The sequence below is a fragment of the Rhodococcus baikonurensis genome (assembly GCF_040489275.1).
Lineage (GTDB): Bacteria > Actinomycetota > Actinomycetes > Mycobacteriales > Mycobacteriaceae > Rhodococcus_F > Rhodococcus_F baikonurensis.
In genome coordinates this window covers 502392-521079 of record NZ_JBEUOQ010000001.1, presented here as the reverse complement: position 1 = coordinate 521079, position 18688 = coordinate 502392, and the positions used below count along the sequence as shown (strand labels likewise).

Here is an 18688-nt window from a genome sequence, read left to right as displayed (position 1 = left end):
ACATACAGCGCAAATCTTGCGCATGGAATGGGGTAGCTGAAGTGACCGCATCACCGCTCGGAGTCTTTCCGCCCAAGCCCTCGGCGTTGGCAGAGATGTTCACCGGCACGCCTTCTCTCATCGGGGCCATTCACCTCCCAGCCCTGCCGGGCAGCCCGCACTACGCCGGGCAGCCGGTTTCGGAGATTGCCCGCTTCGCCGTGGAGGAAGCACACGCGTACATCGACAACGGTTTCGACGGCGTGATCGTCGAAAATCACTGGGACATACCGTTCCTCAAGCCCGGCGAACACGGCTACGAAACCGCCGCCAGCATGGGAGTCATCACGGCAGCGGTGGTCGGCGAGTTCGGCAAGGCCGTCGGCGTCAGCATCCTGTCCAACGCCGGCGAGTGCGGAGTGGCCGCAGCGTGGGCGGCAGGCGCGAGTTTTGTGCGCGTCAATCAGTGGGCCAATGCCTACATTGCCAATGAGGGTTTCATCGAGGGTCAGGCTGCCAAGACGACGCGCTTCCGTCATCGCATCGGCGCCGACCCGGTCCGGATCTTCGCTGACGTGCACGTCAAGCACGGTGCGCATGCCATCGTCGCGGACCGCACCGTCGCGGAACAGACCGAAGACGCCGAGTTCTTCGACGCGGACGTCCTGATCGCGACGGGTTCGCGCACCGGTGACGCCGCTTCGGTCGACGAGGTTTCCGTGATCCGAGACAACACCGTTCTTCCGGTGATCATCGGATCCGGCATCACGGCTGCCAATGTCGCAGCGCTGATGAAGGAATGCGACGGCGCGATAGTTGCATCCTCGGTGAAGGACAATGGACGCTGGTGGGGACGGGTCGCAGGCGAGAAGGTCCGCGAACTGTCCCGGGCCGCAGGAAAGTAACCATGATTGTCTTTTGTGGATACGCCAACAACGATGTGACGGTACATGTCCCACACGTACCGGTACTCGGGGAGCGCGTTCAGGCAACGGCCATCAGTCAGATCGACGGTGGAATGAATGCAAATGCTGCGGTATCCGCGGCCAGAATGGGCGCGCAGGTGATCTTTGCCGGTGCCGTGGGCCCGGACGCGCGGTCCACCGAGTTTCTCGAAGCCCTGGAGGCAGATGGCGTCGACACCAGTTGGTCGCCGCGAGATGCGTTCCTGTCGACGGCAGTAGTTCTCATCGCGCAGGACGGCGATCGCTCCATCATCAGCCAGGACGACCCGAACGATGCCGAACGCATCGGTGTTGTGGTCACCCGCTTGGCCGCTGCCGGCGGTGGACGGCTGTTCCTGGACGGATACCGGGCAGAGTTTCTGCCTGACGTACTGCCGGGAAGCGTAAGTCTGGTAATCGATCTGGACGGTTGTGAAAACAAGGCCGCGGCGCTGCGCGCGTTCGCGCTCGCCGACCACGTCGTGGTAGGGCGTGCCCTGTGGGAAGGCGAGTTCGGAATCGCTTTCGATCAGTGGCAGACGCTGGCCGCCGAGCACAACACCCACCTGCTGGTGACCGACGGCTCGCGAGGTTGGACACTGGCCACACCGGACGGCGAGGTGACGAGCGAACCGGCAGTAGTGGTCGACGTCGTCGATGCAGTCGGGGCCGGTGATTGCTTCGGCGGTACGTACATCGCTTTTGTCGACGCCGGGCGCTCACCGGTGGACGCCGCACGACTCGCTGGGGCATCGGCTGCATTGGCGTGCGCCACCGCCGGCCCCCGCGGATGCCCCACCCGAGATGAATTGGACAGCTTCACAGCAACATTGACCCCTCACACCCTTTTGGAGACTCGATGATGAAACGTGCATTGCCTCTGGCGCTGGGAGCTGCAGTTGCGCTCACGCTCACCGCTTGTGACTCGGCTTCGTCGAGTGACTCGAAGGACGCATCGGGTGGCTCGTCCATCCCGCAGCCGACCCGGGTCGCCGAAAGCTGTGACGGGACGAACGGCAAGCTCAAGGTCGGTCTGGTGACCATCAACCTTCAGGCGCTGTACTTCAACCAGATCAACAATGCCGCGAAAAACGTCGCGGACAAGGCAGGCGTCGACCTGCAGATCATCAGTGGCAACGACGATTCCGTCGCGCAGGCCAACGCCTTCGACAATCTGATCGCCGCCGGAGTCGACGCGATCATCGTCGATGCAATCGACACGGACGGAATCAAGCCGTCGGTGGTCAAGGCCAAGAACGCGGGCATCCCCGTCGTCGCTGTCGACGCGACCATCGACGATCCGGCACTGTCGACTCAGGTCGGTACGGCCAATGCCGAGGGCGGTGCCAAGATCGGAAACACCTTGGCGGACGTCGCGAACAACACCGGAACGGTCGGTATCGTCGGCGCGCTCAACAGTACTGTCCAGTTGGAGCGGCAGAAGGGCTTCACGGAGACCGTGACCGGCCGCGGAATGACCGTCGGCACCGTCGTGGACGGACGTAACATTCAGGAGAACGCGCAGACTGCAGCGGAGAACCTGCTGACCGGCGGTGGCGACATGAAGTACGTCTACGCAACCGGTGAGCCGGCCTTGATCGGACTCGTCGCGGCGGTCAACAGTCAGAAGGCGCAGGATCGCATCGAAGCAGTCGGTTGGGATCTTTCGGATCAGGCGGTAGGCGGACTCAAAGCCGGTTGGCTTAAAGGCGTGGTCCAGCAGAACACCTTCGAATTCGGCCACGAGGCAATGAATTCGGCAATCGACCTGGCTTGTGGTCGCGGCGCTCCGGCGAACATCCCCGTCCCCACCCAGATCGTGACCCCGGAGAACGTAGCCGACTACATGTACTACTTGGAGAAGTAATCATGGCACCTCCACTGATCGAGCTCTCGGGCATCACCAAGTCGTACGGACCGGTGAAGTCCCTTCAAGGAGTTGACCTTCGGCTGGCGAAGGGTGAAGTACTCGGAGTGGTCGGCGACAACGGCGCCGGTAAGTCCACGCTGATGAAGATTCTCGCCGGTGCAGTTCAGCACGACGGCGGCGAAATGCGTGTCAACGGTGAACCGGTACGCTTTTCGACGCCGCTCGACGCGCAGCAGAAGAAGATCGGAATCGTCTACCAGGATCTGGCTCTGTGCGACACGCTCGACGTCGCCAGCAACCTGTTCCTCGGCAGAGAACCGCGAAAAGGTCCGTTCCTCGACCGGCACGCCATGCACGAGAAGGCGGCTCACATTCTCGCCGACCTGCATGTCAAGGTGAAATCGACCTACCAGGAGATCGGGCAACTGTCCGGCGGGCAGCGGCAAACCGTCGCGATCGCCCGCGCAGTCTCCTTCCGACCCGACGTACTGATCCTCGACGAGCCCACCGCGGCGCTCGCCGTCGCAGAGGTCGAGTCGGTACTCAAGCTGATCACGGACGTGGCAGCGGCCGGGGTGGGCGTCATTCTCGTGACACACCGCTTGCAGGATCTGTTCCGCGTGTGTGACCGAATCACGGTCATGTACGAGGGGCAGAGCGTCGACGACGTTCCGATCGGCGACCTGAACATCGAGTCCCTCGTCGGACTCATCACTCGAACTCCGGTGCCGCAACGGACATCGGCAGCAACACAGGGAGCCACGGCATGACCACTCTCGAGAAGACCCAGGCGCCGATCGAGCGCAAGCTCGCCGCGAAACCCTCTTTGTGGGACAGCGTCAACAAACCGACGCTCGCGATGCTGGCGGTGACAGTTGCTGTCGCAGCCGTCTTCTCGGCAACCACGTCGTCATTCCTGACGTTCACGAACCTGTCGAACTTGGCGACCCAGATCGCTCCGGTTCTGATCATCGCGGTGGCAATGACTTTCGTGATCACGGCCGGTCAGATCGACCTGTCCGTCGGTGCGATCGTCGCGTTCGTCGCGGCAATGAGTGCCGAGCTGATCCAGGCCGGCGTCGATTCGTCCCTGGTCTTCGTCGCCGCCCCGGTGATGGGTGCGGCCTGGGGCCTGGTCAACGGGTGGCTCGCCGCCTATCAGGGCATTCCGCCGTTCATCGTGACTCTGGCGACGATGTCCGTCATCCGCGGTATCGCGCTGTACCGGACCGAAGGGTTCTCCGTTCCGGTCCCGGCCGACACCTACTTCGCGAAGCTCGGAACTGCGGAGTTCCTCGGGTTCTCCGCCAGCGCCTGGATTGCTCTCGTCGTCGTGGTCATCGGAGCAATTGCGCTCAACCGCATGCGTTTCGGACGTTACGTCACCGGCATCGGCTCCAACGTCGAATCGGTACGACGGTCCGGCGTCAACACGCGTCGCGTGCTCATGATGACGCTCGTCTTCACCGGCCTGGCTGCCGGCATCGCGGGACTGCTGATCGCGGCTCGACTGGGCTCGGGATCGGCCAACTCCGCAACGGGATTCGAGCTCACCGTGATCACCGCGGTGGTTCTCGGTGGCACCAACCTCTTCGGCGGTCGCGGCACGGTGATCGGTACCGTCATCGGCGCCGTCCTGACCGGCATCATCGCCAACGGGCTGACCTTGCTCGGCGTGAGCCCGTTCCTGACGCCGATCATCACCGGTGTTGTTCTGCTTCTGGCCATCTGGATCAACATGCGCGGACACACACTGAGTGCGCTGTGGCGACACCTGCAGTCTGCACCCTCGGGGCCTGCACGCTCATGAGCAAGGTTCGTACCGTCACGGGAACTGTGGACAGCTCGGAACTCGGACTGGTTCTCCCACACGAACATCTGCACAACGACGTCACCGGTGCGTACACCGAGGCCCCGGATCCGGTTGTGGCGCAGCGGTTGGCCGGTCCGGTACGCGCCGAGGATGCCTGGCTTCTTCACGACAATCCGTACTACAGTCTCGACAATTGTCGAGTCGACGACGCAGCGGCCGTGGTGGAAGACCTTGCGGACTTCGCCCGCCTCGGTGGTCGGACGATCGTCGATCTGACGCCGCCGGGACTGGGCCGGGCGCCGGAGAAGCTGGCGGAGTTCTCGCGCACGTCAGACGTGCGAGTGATCATGGGTTCTGGCTGGTACCTCGAGACGACCCATCCGGTCGAGGTTCACGAACTCGGTGTCGACGATCTGGCGGGCTCGCTCGTCGCGGAGTTCGATCCGGCAAAGGAATTGGCTCCGGGAGTGATCGGGGAGATCGGTATCTCCCCGCTCTTCACTCAGAACGAGGCGAAGGCTTTGCGGGCGGCGTGCATCGCTCAGCGTGAGGTGGACGTGCCCCTGTTCGTCCACCTTCCAGGGTGGCAGCGCGTCGGACATCATGTTGTCGACATCGTGGTCGACGAGATGGGCGTCGATCCGCAGGCCGTAGTTCTGTGCCACATGGACCCGTCGGGGCACGACGCCGACTACCAACGATCGCTCGCCGACCGCGGAGTCTTTCTCGAGTTCGACATGATCGGGATGCCTTTCGATTTCCCCGGCGAGGGTCTCTCTCCGCATCCGGCGGAAACGGCCAGTGCGGTAGCCGGATTGGTCACCTCCGGTCACGCATCACAACTCTTGCTCAGTCACGACCTCTTCCTCAAATCAATGCTCAGAAAGCACGGCGGAAACGGATTCTCCTACGTACCACTCGCCTTCGCCGCCCGGTTGGTGCGCGCAGGCGTAGATCCCCAGCAAGTGTCCGCACTGATGCGAGACAACCCGAGGTCGCTCTTCGAGCAGGCCGCGAAAGGAAACAGAAGCAGTCATGGGTAAACGAGTACTGATCGCCGGCGAGAGCTGGATGACGACGTCGACGCACGTCAAGGGCGTCGACGAGTTCAGTGTCCATTCCTACGTCGAGGGAGTCGGTCCGCTTCGGGATGCGCTCACCTCACGTGGCCACGACGTGACACACATGCCCGCACACCTGGTGCCGACGCAGTTCCCCGGCACCGCAGAAGCATTGTCCCAGTTCGACGTCGTCGTTCTCTCCGACATCGGAGCGAACTCGCTGCAGTTGGCTCCCGGTGTGTTCGACCAGTTCCGCGCCGGCGAGGATCGCCTTGTCGCGCTTCGTGACTGGGTCGGTGCGGGTGGCTCGCTGATGATGATCGGTGGCTACCTCTCGTTCTCCGGATTCCAGGCGCGAGCAGCTTTCCGCCAGACCGCGATCGCCGAGGTATTGCCTGTGACGATGCTGGCCGAGGACGATCGCGTCGAGACACCGGCCGGGATCGTTCCCACCGTCGTCGATGCTGCTCACCCGGCTCTCGGTGGTGCCGGGGATTCGTGGCCGGCGCTCCTGGGATACAACCGCGTCGTCGCAAAAGACGGTGCTGCGGTTCCCGCCACCATCAACGGCGATCCGCTTGTCGCTGCGGGTGAATACGGCGCCGGACGGTCGATCGTCTTCACCTCGGACTGCTCCCCGCACTGGGCTCCGCCGGAGTTCTGTGAGCAGTGGCCCGGATACACCGACCTGTTCGACGGCTTGATCAGTTGGGTCGCCGGCGAATGAGTCGGTCCTCAGACCTGCTCGCGCGGCAGCAGAGCAACCTCGCTGCCGCGCGGGCGGTTCCATTCATCGAGGACACCATCGGCGGGACGTTGAGTGATGAGGGATTTCGCCGGTACCTCGTGATCGAAGAGGCATTCGTACTGACGGCCGTCAAGGTGCTGGGGTTGGTGGTCGCCGAATCCCCGACGCTCGACGACGCGCTCGACCACGTGACGTCGATGTCCAACCTGGTCGGCGAACAGCGCGAGTATTTCGCGCAGTTGCGTTCCCGCTTCCCCTACGAGGGGGACGCAGCGGCTCTGGTCGAGGAGTCGGCCGTGCTGTCCACCCACGCCTTGACGCTGGCTCGCGAAGAGGGCAGGGCGGCGGCCCTGGTGGGCATGTACGCCGCGGAAACCCTGTATCTGTCGTGGTGCCGGGAGGCGGCGGCAGTGAAGGTGGAGCGCGAACCAGCGTTGCAGGACTGGGTGGACATGCATGTCGCTCCGCCGTTCGTGTCCCAGGTGGCGGTACTGGCGTGCGAAGTCGACGCCATGCCCGAGTCCGTCCCTGACGAGGACCTGGATCGGTGGTTCTCCGGCATGCTCGCCGCGGAGATCGATTTTCACAACGTGGCGGTGTGAACCACGGCTGTGCGCCTTTATTAACCCCCGGCGGTTAATAAAGGCGCACAGCAAAAGGCCCGTAGGTCGCTTTCGCAACCTACGGGCCTCTTCTTTGTAGCGGGGACAGGATTTGAACCTGCGACCTCTGGGTTATGAGCCCAGCGAGCTACCGAGCTGCTCCACCCCGCGTCGGTGTGAAACCAACAGTACACGACTTCTGGAGGTGCAATTACCACCCCCTGTCACCGGCTGGAGTGAGCGCTTTCCGAGTAGTAACCGCGGATGTGGCCGACTATGCGCTGACGTGCGAGTTCGCCGTCACCCGCGTTGACCGCATCGATCAATCCTCGGTGTTCGTGGCGTAGTCGCGTGCAGGTGCTCGGCCAGCTGTCGATCTGGACGCCCGCGAGAACGTAGGACTCGATGGACTCGCGCAGGCCGGTCATCATGGCTGCGATCACCTGATTGCCCGCCGCGTCGGCGAGCGCCACGTGGAACTGCGCGTCGAGTAGCAGGAATTCCTCGGCCGAGAGAGCTGCGTAGTCCATCGAGTCGAGCAGTTCGACGGCCGCGCTGAGGTCAGGGGCCGGGGTTCGCGATGCCAGGGACTGCATCACCTCGGATTCGAGCACGAGTCGTGTCTTCACCACGTCCGAGACCGGAAACCCTTGTGCTGCAACCTGCATTCGCATCAGCATGGTCATGCCGCCGGTCGGTTTGGCCACGATCATCGCTCCGGACGTCGGGCCGGATCCCGTCTGCGCTTTCAGCAGGCCGAGAGCTTCCATAACGCGCAGGGCCTCGCGGACCGATGACCGTCCGACGCCCAGTTCGGCCGCCAGAATTCTCTCTCCCGGAAGCCGCTGGCCTGGAGAGACCTCGCCTGAAACGAGCCGACGTTCGAGATGGCTCAGTACTTGTTCCCACGCTCGCGGGCCCGGCTCGGTCGGCATGAGGCAAGAGCATAACCGGGTGGGCGTCGTTTATGGGGTGGCCTGTCCGGGGATGTATTACTGTGGTCAGACCACACCGACAGATTGCGGGGATCCACATGCGCGTAGCGCTGTTCGCCACCTGCATCGGGGACACGATGTTTCCCGACGCCGCCAAGGCCACCGCCCTCCTGCTGACCCGTCTCGGGCACGACGTCGTGTTTCCGTCCGGGCAGACCTGCTGCGGGCAGATGCACGTGAACACCGGCTACCAGCCAGGTGCGCTGCCGCTGGTCGCGAACTACGCCGATACCTTCGGTGACACGTCGATCGACGCCGTTGTCGCACCGTCGGGATCGTGCGTCGGTTCGATCCGCCATCAACACGAGATCGTCGCCGAGCGTTACGGCACCGCGTTGCTGTGTGGACAGGTGCAGACCGTGAAGGCAAAGACGTACGAGCTTTCCGAATTCCTCGTGGACGTTCTCGAGGTCACCGATGTGGGCGCATACTTCCCGCACCGGGTCACCTATCACCCGACCTGTCACTCACTGCGCATGCTGAGGGTGGGAGACAAACCACTTCAGTTGCTGCGCAACGTCCGCGACATCGATCTGGTCGAACTCCCCGAAGCAGATTCCTGCTGCGGCTTCGGTGGCACGTTCGCCATCAAGAATGCCGAAACGTCGACGGCCATGCTGGCGGACAAGATTCGCCACGTCGCGGACACCGGCGCCGAATTCTGCAGCGCCGGAGATTCCTCCTGCCTCATGCACATCGGCGGCGGGATGTCACGACTGCAGATGGGCGCCAAGACCATTCACCTCGCGGAGATTCTGGCGTCGGTGGAAAGCCGGGTGCACGCATGAGCGCTGTGGCGCTGGGTCTGCCCAGCTTCCCGCCGAGGTCACCCGAAGGTGCAGGATTCCTGCGAGGTACTGAGAAGTTTCCCGCCGCAGCACATCACGAGCTGGCCAACGCGCAACTGCGACGCAATATCGGCAAGGCGACGCACACCATCCGTGCCAAGCGCATCAACGTGACCGGCGAGCTTCCCGATTGGGAAGAGCTGCGTGACGCGGGTTCGGCGATCAAAGCCGACGTCATGGCGCGGTTGCCGGAACTGCTCGAACAGTTCGAATCCGCAGTAATCGCTCGTGGTGGGAAAGTGCATTGGGCAGCGGATGCCAACGAGGCCAACGCCATTGTGACCGAACTTGTCAAAGCCACCGGCACCGACGAGGTCATCAAGGTCAAGTCGATGGCAACGCAGGAGATCGGGCTCAACGAGCATCTCGAAACCCAGGGCATCACCGCCTACGAGACCGATCTCGCGGAATTGATCGTCCAGCTCGGCCACGACAAACCGTCGCACATTCTGGTTCCCGCCATCCATCGCAACAGGTCCGAGATTCGATCGATCTTCCTTCGTGAGATGCCAGATGTCGATCCGAACCTCGGGGAGAATCCGGCCGAGCTCGCCGCAGCCGCGCGAAAATTCTTACGCCACAAGTTCATGACGACGCCGGTCGCAGTCTCCGGCGCCAACTTCGGTATCGCGGACACGGGAACACTGACCGTCGTGGAGTCGGAGGGCAATGGGCGAATGTGCCTGACGCTGCCGAAAACGCTGATCACCGTGATGGGCATCGAGAAGATTCTGCCGACGTATCAGGATCTGGAGGTCTTCCTTCAATTGTTGCCGCGGTCGTCGACAGGGGAGCGGATGAACCCGTACACCTCCATGTGGACCGGAGTGACGCCCGACGACGGTCCACAGGAGTTCCACCTGATCCTCCTCGACAACGGCCGGACTGCCGCGCTTGCCGACAAGATCGGACGGGAAGCCCTGAGCTGCATACGGTGCTCGGCGTGCCTGAACGTGTGCCCGGTCTACGAGCGCACCGGTGGTCACGCTTACGGATCGACCTATCCGGGGCCGATCGGCGCGGTGCTGACTCCGCAGCTCGCGGGCATGCATGGCAAAGACGATCCCAACTCGACGCTTCCTTTTGCCTCGAGTCTGTGCGGTGCGTGCTTCGACGCTTGCCCGGTCAAGATCGACATACCGTCTCTTCTGGTCGAATTGCGCCACCAGAAGGTCGAGCAATCCGGTGTCACGGCAGAGTCTTTGGCGATGAAAGCGGCCTCTATTGCGATGTCGACCGAGGGCCGATGGACCCTCGCGCAGAAAGCCGCCGGGATCGGACGCGTCGTGGCCGGTAAGAAGGGGAAGATCTCCACCTTGCCACCTCCACTGAACGGTTGGACAGCTGCCAGAGACATTCCCGCACCGCCCAAGCAGACCTTCCGATCCTGGTGGGACTCCGACGAAGGCCGCGCGGCATTGGACGAGGCTCGTCGCGACGGGAAGGCAGACAGATGAATTCACGCGAGTTGGTACTCGGACGCATTCGTGATGCCATCACCTTGGCGCCCGCCCGTGAGAGCGAGATACCGCGAAACTACCGGACTGGCAGAACCATGTCCGACGGGGAACTCATCGATTTGTTCGTCGACCGTTTGGTGGACTACAAGGCGCACGTTCACCATTGCGCTGCAACAGAAATCGCCGAGGTCGTCACCTCGATACTGACGGCACAGGGGCTACGCACATTGGGAATCCCCGCCGGCCTCGACCGATCGTGGGTAGCCGGATTCGACGGAACGCTGGTGGTGGACAGCCCTGACGTACCGGCTCCTGAACTCGAGAACCTCGACGCCGTTGTCACCGGCTCGAAGGTATCGTGCGCCGAAACCGGCACCATCTTCCTCGACGCTGGTCCATCGCAGGGCCGCCGTGCGTTGACGCTGGTACCGGACACACACATCTGCGTCGCGTATCGCAGCAGTGTGGAAGTGGGAGTGCCGGAGGCGATTGCGAAGTTGACGCCGGAGCGCCCCACCACCATGATCAGCGGCCCGTCGGCGACCTCCGACATCGAACTCGAACGCGTCGAAGGTGTCCATGGTCCGAGGAATCTTCACGTCGTCATCGTCGACGGTTGATTCCCGTCGAGCGGGAACTCGGAGGCAACTGGCTACATCAGCGTCTAACGTCCCGGCCATGACACAACTCTTGGCAGGCAAGGTCGTTTTCATCACCGGTGCAGCGCGGGGTCAGGGACGCAATCACGCGATCCGACTCGCGCAGGAAGGTGCACACGTCATCGCTGTCGACGTGTGCGCGTCGGTGTCCGAAGACGTGGGTTACGCGGCCGCGACTGAAGCCGACCTCGAAGAAACGGCTCGTCTCGTACGAGCGGAGGGGCGCGAGATCGTCACCGCCGTAGCGGACGTCCGTGACCTTGAGGCGCTGCGGGCGGCGGTGGCGTCGGGCGTCGACAGGTTCGGTCGCCTCGACGTCGTGATCGCCAATGCGGGCATCGCAACGTGGAACCGTTTCTGGGAGATGCCGGAAGAGCAGTGGTCGACGCTGGTGGACATCAATCTCAATGGTGTCTGGCGCACGATGGCGGCCGCAGTTCCTGCAATGATCGAAGCCGGCAACGGCGGTTCCATCGTGATTGTGAGCAGTGCCGCCGGTGTTGCCGAAGCGCCCGGCTGCGCGCACTACTCGGCGGCCAAGCACGGCCTCGTTGGTTTGGCACGCACCGCGGCAACGGAATTGGGCGGCTTCGACATTCGAGTCAACAGCATCCACCCTGGCGCGGTGGAGACCGAGATGGGCAACGATCCCAACGTCGGTAAGGTACTCACCGCTCATCCGGAGTACATGAACTCGTACAAGTGGCCGCTCACGTCCGTCCCGCGCACCACCATCGAGGACATCTCCAACGCCGTGGTCTATCTCGCGACAGATCTCTCACGCGCGGTCACCGGGACGAAGATCGTCATCGACATGGGTCAGACGATGGCGTAGTCGCACTCAAAGCAGATTGAACTGGGCCACCTCGATGGTGTTCTCGACCGCCTCCGAGAGCGTGCGAATACGTTCGTCGGCGCCTGGCGCTGTCAAAATCGCAAGGCGATCGGCGTCACCCATCGGAATGCTCCTGGCTAGGGCATACAGCCGAGAACCCAACGGATCCAAGGGATCAGGTGGGACGGGCATTCGCGGGGTCTGTTCGCCGGCTCGTAGTGCGAGCTTTCCCAACATGCCGTACATGAACTCGATGCGCTCGAGCAAAGAGTCGTATTCGTAAGCGGTGACGGGTGTTCCGTTGTTCTCGTCCGGCCACAGTTCGACCTCGGCAAGCGGGTAGGGATCGTCCGGCAGCCAGCGATTGACTCGGATGCGGTCCTCGGTCCGGCAGTACAGCTGATACCGTCCGGCACCCATGGCGACATGAGACTCGATCCGAGCCAGAGTGCCGACGTCGTGGCGTGATTCGCCGCCGCCGACCTCGTGGCCACGCGCGATGAGCACTACCCCGAACAGTGGGCCGTCGGCTGCTTCGAGAACGTTCTCGACCAGTGCGCGGTACCGAGGCTCGAAGATGTTCAGCGGCAACACCTCGCCCGGTAGCAATGCGGAGCCGAGCGGAAACATGGGGAAGATGGGCATCAGGGGATTCTCAACCTCGGAATCGGAGGGGCGGGGAAATCGCCGGGGCGATCGATTTCGGCGAGCAGGTGTTCGGACCACGTCAGTAGACCGGGGATGTCGAGGCCGTGCGGGCTTTCCACTTCGTAGTGCCTGAGGCGGTCGTGACCCTGGCCGAGGAGTGAGACGGCGCCGGTGTTGTTGCCCCGAAGCAGATGGGTGAGCCCGACGGCCAGCTGAGCCAGTCCCTGCCACAGGTCACGTTCCTCGGGCGGCGCGCTTTTCCACGTTCCTTCGAGAATCTCGTGTGCGTGAAAAGGCATGCCGTGGTCGAGGAGGCGCTGAGCCTCGGTGATGGACTCGTCTGGTGGCAGGCGTACATCGTCCGGAATGCGCGGAACGCCGCCCGGCGCGTCGCGTGGCAGTGGACGGCCGAGTCCGTCGCGGGGCCGCGAATTGAGGGGTTTCCCAGCGGCGTCCCGGTCGCGTTCGGTCATACACTCAGCCTAACGGCAGCACCTCGGACGAACCCGCCAAAAGTTTTTTTCGAGTCGCCTGTCGATTCCGGGGAGAACCGTTCGTCGTCATGTTGTAAGGCAAGAAAGCCGGAAGAGAAACAACAGACCAAGGAGTCAGTCATGAAGTACATGTTGCTCATCTACACCGCGCCCGGCGGAGACACCGAACCCCAGTGCACGTTCGAGGACTGGCAGCAATACGACAAGGAAATGAAGGATGCCGGTATCTGGGTGTCCGGCGATGCCCTCGCCGACCTGACGACTACGACAACGGTTCGAGTCTCGCAGTCCGGAGAAAAGACCGTCACCGACGGACCCTTCGCAGAAACACGTGAGATCCTCGGCGGCTACGACGTCATCGACGTTCCCGATCTGGATGCGGCGCTGGCCTGGGCTGCGCGGTGCCCCGGCGCGCGCGACGGTGGCAGCGTCGAGGTGCGTCCGCTGGCCGGGTTCGGGGACTGATTCGCCGTGGACGAGCAGGCCGAGAACTCCATCGAGTCAGTGTTCCGGGAGGAACGTGGACGGCTCTTGGCCTCGCTCGTCCGCCGTTTCGGTGACCTCGATCTGGCCGAGGAAGTCACGTCCGAAGCCGTCGAGGCCGCGTTGGTGCACTGGCCCGTGGACGGAGTTCCGGAAAAACCCGGTGCCTGGCTGCTGACCACGGCGCGTCGTAAAGCCGTCGACAGGCTTCGTCGTGATCAGGCCTACGCGGCGCGATTGGCCGTGATGCAGGTGGACGCCGACCGTGCCGACCCGGCGCCTCCCGTCGTCGAGGGGGAACTTCCCGACGAGCGGTTGCAGCTGTTCTTCACCTGCTCGCACCCGGCGCTCGCCGAGGACGACCGAATCGCACTCACCTTGCGTTGCCTCGGCGGGTTGACGACGCCCGAAGTAGCTCGGGCCTTCCTCGTGCCCTCGGCGACGATGGCGCAGCGGATCGTGCGTGCGAAGAAGAAGATCCGTCAGGCTCGGATTCCCTTCCGAACTCCCAGCGCCGAAGAACTCCCGGAACGTCTGCCCGGTGTTCTGCAGGTGATCTATTCGGTGTTCACCGAGGGGTACGCAGCGAGTTCGGGTCCAGATCTGCAACGCGTCGACTTAGCAGTAGAGGCGATCAGGCTGGCGAGGATCTTGCGCGCTTTGCTTCCCGAGGAGCGCGAGATCGCCGGGTTGCTCGCGTTGATGCTTCTCGTCCATGCGCGCCGGGATGCCCGTACCGACGCCGGTGGCGCGATCGTGCTCCTCGAAGATCAGGATCGCGGGTGCTGGGATACGCCGATGATCGAGGAAGGAAGCGACCTCGTCGTGGTCGCATTGACCGGGGGAGCGCCGGGGCCGTACGGGGTCCAGGCGGCTATCGCCGCATTGCACGACGAGGCCGCCGATGTGGAGAACACCGATTGGCCGCAGATCTGCGCGCTCTACGGAGTGCTCCTCACGCTGACTCCTTCGCCGGTCGTGGCCGTCAATCGGGCAGTTGCGCTGGCGATGCGCGACGGCGAGGAGGTTGGGCTGGCAGCGTTGGAAGAACTGGCAGCGGAGCCCAAACTTGCCGACTACCACCCGTATCACCTCGCGCGCGCCGAACTGCTCGCGCGGTTGGGGCGCACCGACGCGGCAGCATCTGCGTATCGGCAAGCTCTGAAACTCGTTGGTACGGAACCGGAGAGGGCCTACCTCGAGCGTCGGCTGGGTGAGGTTTCAGGCTGAGCGCCGCCTCAGACCAATTCGAGCCTTCGGGCCATGTCGGACACGAAAACACCTGTTGGATCGATGTTTCTGCGCATCTGGATCCACTCGTCGATGCGCGGATACATCGAGTGGAAGCTTGCTGCGGTAGTCCGAGAGTCCTTCGCGGTATAGAGGCGACCGCCGAATTCGAGTAACCGTTTGTCGAGGGAAGCGACGAACTCACCCAGTCCGGGCTTGATCGGGAAGTCGAAGGCCACGTTCCACCCGGACATCGGAAAGCTCAGTGGCGCTGCGTTTCCCTCGCCGAAAAGTTTGAAGACGTTGAGCGCTGAGTAGTGTCCCGAACGCTGGATATCGCGGATGATGCTCTTGAATTCGTCCACCGCGTCGACGGGTACTACGAACTGGTATTGCAGGAATCCCTTGGACCCGTAGGCGCGGTTCCACTCACCGATGAGGTCGAGCGGATGGTAGAACTGCGTCAGATTTTGGACCTTTCCGACGTAGTTGCCGCCGGTGCGGTAGTAGAACTCGCCGATCGCAGAGGCCGAAAGCTTGTTCATCAAGCCGTTGGGAAAAACATCCGGAGTCGTGAATAGTTGTGGTGCATCGAATTTCAACGGATTCTTCTGCAATTTCAGCGGAAGCTGGTCGACGGTCGCCAACGAACCACGCGTGATCGAGGCCCGGCCGAGCTTCGGCGGCGCACTGACTGCATCGAACCAGGCGCTCGAATACGTGTAGTCGGCTTCGCTGCCGTCGCTGTGAAAAGCGACGGTTTCATCAAGACTCGCGGTCAGAGCGCCGTCGTTGACGAAATACGCCGTTTCGGTCGGCGTCATCTCGAGGGTGACGCGCAGGATGATCCCGGTCAGGCCGATTCCGCCGACGGTAGCCCAGAAGAGCTCGGATGTCGGGCCATGCGGCTCCAAGGTTCGGATACTGCCGTCGGCAGTGAGCAGATCCATCGAGCGGACATGATTTCCGAAGCTGCCTTCGGTGTGGTGGTTCTTGCCGTGGATATCGCAGGCGATCGCTCCGCCGATGGTTACCTGGCGTGTTCCGGGGAGAACCGGGACCCAGAGGCCGAACGGTAGTGCCGCCCGCATCAGCTGATCGAGGGAAACTCCGGCGTCCATCTCCACCAGTCGGGTCTGGGCATCGATCTTGTGAATTCGACGGAAGGCAGTCATGTCGATGACCAAGCCGCCGGTGTTCTGCGCGTTGTCTCCGTAAGACCGACCCAGACCGCGGGCGATGACTCCGCGTCGGAGGTGCATGGGCTTGTCTGCATTGTCGTCTGCGACGCGGGCGACGGCCTTAGCGATCGCCTCTACATCAGGGGTCGAAACGACGTGCGAGGTCGTTCGGGCTGTGCGACCCCAACCGCCGAGGACGGTGGACGCAGTGGTTGGTAGATCGGTGGAGTTGTCGGGCACGAAATCCGAGGGTACCTGTTTGCGGACCAACTGGTCTGAAACCGATGGCTGTGCCGGTTCGGCTATCGCGGGAGGTCGAAATCGAAGTACAAGGTCTCGGACCAGTAACCGAGGCCGAGTTCGCGTAGCGGTTCCTCGACGCTCTCCTGCGTCGGTGTGAACAGTCTCTCCCAGAACTTCGACTTGGAGGGTGCGAGCGTGGCCAAAGCCGCCTCCATCTCCGCATCGATGTTCGCCAGACCGGTCATCAGGGCCGTGCCCTGTTCGGCGAACGGTTCGTCGTCCATGTCGAAGATCTCGCCGCACTCGAGGACGAAGTAGTGGTCGGGTTCGGTCTGGCTGCGCAGGAAACGCAGCGCATCGCCGGCCATCGTGCCGAGTTCGGGGTGATCGATGCGGCCGAGGAAGTCTTCGAGCCGGGCGATACCAGGACCACAGGGCGCGGTGACCGCGATCAGGTCGAGGGTGTCGTCCCAGATGATCGACTGGCGGGCGAGCGGATTCACGGACACAAGGATCCGGGGGACCAGCGGTATCGCGTACGACCACTCCGAGATTCCTTTGAGTCCACGGGTGCGAGCGGCAGCCGGATTCTCATGCGGGGCAACAGGGGTCGAGTAGAGATAGGTGCGGTTGGCCACTGGCCGAGTCCTTTCTGCGGTTGGCGTCACCTGATTCGGGCGGCGCCCACCATCCTCAATGCCAGGTCTCCGTACAGTTTTCCGATGTCTTCCGGATTCGTGTAGTTGCCGGCCGGGAACCAGCGGCACACGTCGACGCACAGGGACATCAAGGCGAGGGTGACGCCTTCGGCATCGGGGATCGTGAAATCGCCCGACTGCACGCCGGCATCGACAACCTCCCGGACCACCCGCGTCGTGCTGCGGCGAAGCGCGACGACGGTTCGGTAGTGCTCTGGTGTGAGGGCAGTGAGTTCGTACTGGACAACGCGAGCGAGTGAATGGTGCCCCGCCTGCCAACTGGCGAACGTGCTGATCAGTTCCTGCAAGCGAACGGATGGTTCTTCACCCGGTCGGTCGGCGCCCTCGACCACCTTCAACGCTTCGGTGTGGCCTTCGTAGCTGATCGCGAAAAGCAACTCTTCTTTCGAGCGGTAGTGCGGGTACATGGCGGCGGGACTCATGTCGAGGCGCGCAGCGATGTCACGGGTGGTGGTGCCGCCGTAGCCCGCGGAGGCAAAAGCGTCCACGGCTGCCGCGCGGATACGGGCCGCGGCTTTGGAGGGGCTGATCACCACGTCAGGTGAGTCGCTCACGGTTTCCTCCAGGTGTGACGGATTTCGATGTTGACAATATCCCGCTCTCGATTCACTATAAGCAGGTGCTTAGATTCTAAGCGAATGCTTAGGAACATCGTTACGTGTGGCATTGCCACGCCGAAAGGAAGCAACTCGTCATGCGTCGCACTCTGTACGGACCCGATCACGAGGCATTTCGCGAATCTGCCCGCGAATTCGTCAACCGGAACATCCTTCCGGTCGCAGAGAAGCTGATCGACCAGCGCTTCATCGATCGTGAAATCTGGCTCGAAGCGGGACGTAACGGTTTCCTCGGGCTCGAGGTTCCGGAGGCGTACGGCGGAAGCGAAGCCGGCGACTACCGCTTCAACGCGGTTCTGGCAGAAGAGCTCTCGCGCGCCAGTGCAGCTGTCGCCTCGAGCTTCGGTATCCACGCCGACGTCGTAGCTCCCTACCTCGTTCAGCTCACCACCGAAGAGCAGAAGCAGCGTTGGCTGCCCAAGTTCTGCACCGGTGAGATGCTGACGGCCATCGGAATGACCGAGCCTTCCGGTGGATCCGACCTCGCCTCGCTCAAGACCACCGCGGTCAAGGACGGCGACGACTGGATCATCAACGGCTCCAAGACCTTCATCACCAACGGCTACAACGCCGATCTCGTGATCGTGGCGGCACGGACCAGCCCTGAGAAGAAATCCAAGGGCATCACGCTCTTTGCCGTCGAAACCGGCATGGAAGGCTTCGAGCGCGGACGCAAGCTCGACAAGGTCGGCCAGCACGAGTCCGATACCGCCGAACTGTTCTTCGAGAACGTTCGCGTGCCGTCCACCAACATCATCGGTGAGATCGACCGCGGCTTCATCCACATGATGGAAATGCTGCCGCAGGAGCGCGTCGGCGCTGCGGTGTCCAACATCGCGCACGCTGCGCCGATCCTCGAAGAGACGCTGCAATATGCCAAGGACCGCAAGGCTTTCGGTCAGCCGATCGGCTCGCTGCAGTGGAACAAATTCCTTCTCGCGGATCTCGTGACCCGCATCGAGGTCACCCAGGCTTACGTCGACAACTGCGTCGCAGCACACGCTGCCGGCGAGCTGACCGCCATCGACGCCGCCAAGGCGAAGTGGTGGACCGCGCAGGTTCAGAACGAGGTCCTCGATCACTGTGTTCAGTTGCACGGCGGCTACGGCTTCATGACCGAGTACCGCGCCGCTCGCGCGTGGATGGACGCCCGCGTCACCAAGATCTGGGCCGGATCCAACGAGATCATGAAGGAACTCATCGGCCGCGATCTCGGCCTGTAATTTCGCAACTGCAGTCGATACGTCACTGCCGTCCAT

General features: G+C 62.9%; 21 protein-coding genes and 1 tRNA gene. 15 read left to right on the top strand and 7 right to left on the bottom strand.

The window, feature by feature from the left end:
• Window positions 1-41: 41 nt before the first annotated feature.
• Genes ABWI03_RS02600 through ABWI03_RS02565 form a run of 8 tightly spaced genes read left to right on the top strand, consistent with a single transcriptional unit; the run spans window position 42 to window position 7017 of the window.
• On the top strand, window positions 42-884 hold the full coding sequence (locus tag ABWI03_RS02600; RefSeq protein WP_095972095.1) for a BtpA/SgcQ family protein: 843 nt from the start codon (window positions 42-44) through the stop codon (window positions 882-884).
• A 2-nt stretch (window positions 885-886) separates the two neighbouring features.
• Entirely contained in the window at window positions 887-1786 is a 900-nt protein-coding gene (locus ABWI03_RS02595) for a carbohydrate kinase family protein (protein ID WP_095972096.1), read from the top strand.
• Window positions 1783-2790 (top strand): substrate-binding domain-containing protein, encoded by a 1008-nt coding sequence (locus ABWI03_RS02590; protein WP_019745494.1) that lies wholly within the window; start codon window positions 1783-1785, stop codon window positions 2788-2790. Before ABWI03_RS02595 ends, ABWI03_RS02590 begins: the two co-directional genes overlap by 4 nt.
• Window positions 2791-2792: 2 nt before the next feature.
• Entirely contained in the window at window positions 2793-3563 is a 771-nt protein-coding gene (locus ABWI03_RS02585; RefSeq protein WP_003939830.1) for an ATP-binding cassette domain-containing protein, read from the top strand.
• Entirely contained in the window at window positions 3560-4603 is a 1044-nt protein-coding gene (locus tag ABWI03_RS02580; RefSeq protein ID WP_003939698.1) for an ABC transporter permease, read from the top strand. Before ABWI03_RS02585 ends, ABWI03_RS02580 begins: the two co-directional genes overlap by 4 nt.
• A complete protein-coding gene (locus ABWI03_RS02575) occupies window positions 4600-5649 on the top strand; it encodes a phosphotriesterase family protein (protein ID WP_296552597.1) in 1050 nt (349 codons plus the stop codon). The genes ABWI03_RS02580 and ABWI03_RS02575 overlap by 4 nt, the downstream gene beginning before the upstream one ends.
• Window positions 5642-6394 carry a glutamine amidotransferase gene (locus ABWI03_RS02570; RefSeq protein ID WP_166809001.1) on the top strand — a complete coding sequence of 251 codons (753 nt, stop codon included), beginning with the start codon at window positions 5642-5644 and terminating at the stop codon, window positions 6392-6394. The genes ABWI03_RS02575 and ABWI03_RS02570 overlap by 8 nt, the downstream gene beginning before the upstream one ends.
• Entirely contained in the window at window positions 6391-7017 is a 627-nt protein-coding gene (locus tag ABWI03_RS02565; protein WP_235170393.1) for a TenA family protein, read from the top strand. Before ABWI03_RS02570 ends, ABWI03_RS02565 begins: the two co-directional genes overlap by 4 nt.
• A gap of 97 nt (window positions 7018-7114) precedes the next feature.
• Here the strand turns inward: ABWI03_RS02565 and ABWI03_RS02560 are convergent.
• Window positions 7115-7188 (bottom strand) — tRNA-Met (locus ABWI03_RS02560).
• Window positions 7189-7241: 53 nt separating this feature from the next.
• Window positions 7242-7952, bottom strand: coding sequence for a FadR/GntR family transcriptional regulator (locus tag ABWI03_RS02555; protein ID WP_166809002.1), 711 nt, complete (start codon window positions 7950-7952; stop codon window positions 7242-7244).
• Window positions 7953-8050: 98 nt separating this feature from the next.
• Here ABWI03_RS02555 and ABWI03_RS02550 point away from each other — a divergent pair, with 98 nt between their 5' ends.
• From ABWI03_RS02550 to ABWI03_RS02535, 4 genes are read left to right on the top strand one after another with little or no spacing between them, the layout of a single operon-like run.
• Window positions 8051-8800 (top strand): (Fe-S)-binding protein, encoded by a 750-nt coding sequence (locus ABWI03_RS02550; protein WP_298777083.1) that lies wholly within the window; start codon window positions 8051-8053, stop codon window positions 8798-8800.
• Window positions 8797-10317: a LutB/LldF family L-lactate oxidation iron-sulfur protein gene (locus tag ABWI03_RS02545; protein ID WP_298777084.1), complete on the top strand. Its 1521-nt coding sequence runs from the start codon at window positions 8797-8799 to the stop codon at window positions 10315-10317. The genes ABWI03_RS02550 and ABWI03_RS02545 overlap by 4 nt, the downstream gene beginning before the upstream one ends.
• The gene (locus tag ABWI03_RS02540) at window positions 10314-10940 is read left to right on the top strand and encodes a LutC/YkgG family protein (RefSeq protein ID WP_298777085.1); all 627 of its coding nucleotides are present in this window, start codon (window positions 10314-10316) and stop codon (window positions 10938-10940) included. Before ABWI03_RS02545 ends, ABWI03_RS02540 begins: the two co-directional genes overlap by 4 nt.
• 58 nt (window positions 10941-10998) lie before the next feature.
• Window positions 10999-11814: a mycofactocin-coupled SDR family oxidoreductase gene (locus ABWI03_RS02535; RefSeq protein ID WP_298777086.1), complete on the top strand. Its 816-nt coding sequence runs from the start codon at window positions 10999-11001 to the stop codon at window positions 11812-11814.
• Window positions 11815-11820: 6 nt separating this feature from the next.
• On the opposite strand, the gene ABWI03_RS02530 is transcribed toward ABWI03_RS02535, so the two are convergent.
• Entirely contained in the window at window positions 11821-12459 is a 639-nt protein-coding gene (locus ABWI03_RS02530; RefSeq protein ID WP_003940076.1) for an LON peptidase substrate-binding domain-containing protein, read from the bottom strand.
• Window positions 12459-12935 carry a DUF309 domain-containing protein gene (locus tag ABWI03_RS02525; RefSeq protein WP_095972105.1) on the bottom strand — a complete coding sequence of 159 codons (477 nt, stop codon included), beginning with the start codon at window positions 12933-12935 and terminating at the stop codon, window positions 12459-12461. The genes ABWI03_RS02530 and ABWI03_RS02525 overlap by 1 nt, the downstream gene beginning before the upstream one ends.
• Window positions 12936-13076: 141 nt before the next feature.
• Between ABWI03_RS02525 and ABWI03_RS02520 the strand changes: the two genes are divergently transcribed.
• Both ABWI03_RS02520 and ABWI03_RS02515 read left to right on the top strand, forming a co-directional pair.
• Window positions 13077-13421, top strand: coding sequence for a YciI family protein (locus tag ABWI03_RS02520; protein WP_007730031.1), 345 nt, complete (start codon window positions 13077-13079; stop codon window positions 13419-13421).
• A gap of 6 nt (window positions 13422-13427) precedes the next feature.
• A complete protein-coding gene (locus tag ABWI03_RS02515) occupies window positions 13428-14669 on the top strand; it encodes an RNA polymerase sigma factor (protein ID WP_298777087.1) in 1242 nt (413 codons plus the stop codon).
• An 8-nt stretch (window positions 14670-14677) separates the two neighbouring features.
• Here ABWI03_RS02515 and dprE1 read toward each other — a convergent pair whose 3' ends face one another.
• From dprE1 to ABWI03_RS02500, 3 genes are all read right to left on the bottom strand, one after another.
• Window positions 14678-16090, bottom strand: a complete 1413-nt coding sequence (gene dprE1 / locus ABWI03_RS02510) for a decaprenylphosphoryl-beta-D-ribose oxidase (protein ID WP_298777089.1) — start codon at window positions 16088-16090, stop codon at window positions 14678-14680.
• A gap of 62 nt (window positions 16091-16152) precedes the next feature.
• The gene (locus ABWI03_RS02505; RefSeq protein WP_298777090.1) at window positions 16153-16731 is read right to left on the bottom strand and encodes a DUF7822 domain-containing protein; all 579 of its coding nucleotides are present in this window, start codon (window positions 16729-16731) and stop codon (window positions 16153-16155) included.
• Window positions 16732-16757: 26 nt separating this feature from the next.
• Window positions 16758-17366, bottom strand: a complete 609-nt coding sequence (locus ABWI03_RS02500) for a TetR/AcrR family transcriptional regulator (RefSeq protein WP_050654586.1) — start codon at window positions 17364-17366, stop codon at window positions 16758-16760.
• Window positions 17367-17506: 140 nt separating this feature from the next.
• Between ABWI03_RS02500 and ABWI03_RS02495 the strand changes: the two genes are divergently transcribed.
• Complete coding sequence (locus ABWI03_RS02495; protein WP_007730036.1) at window positions 17507-18652, top strand: acyl-CoA dehydrogenase family protein; 1146 nt, start codon at window positions 17507-17509, stop codon at window positions 18650-18652.
• The last annotated feature ends 36 nt before the right edge of the window (window positions 18653-18688 follow it).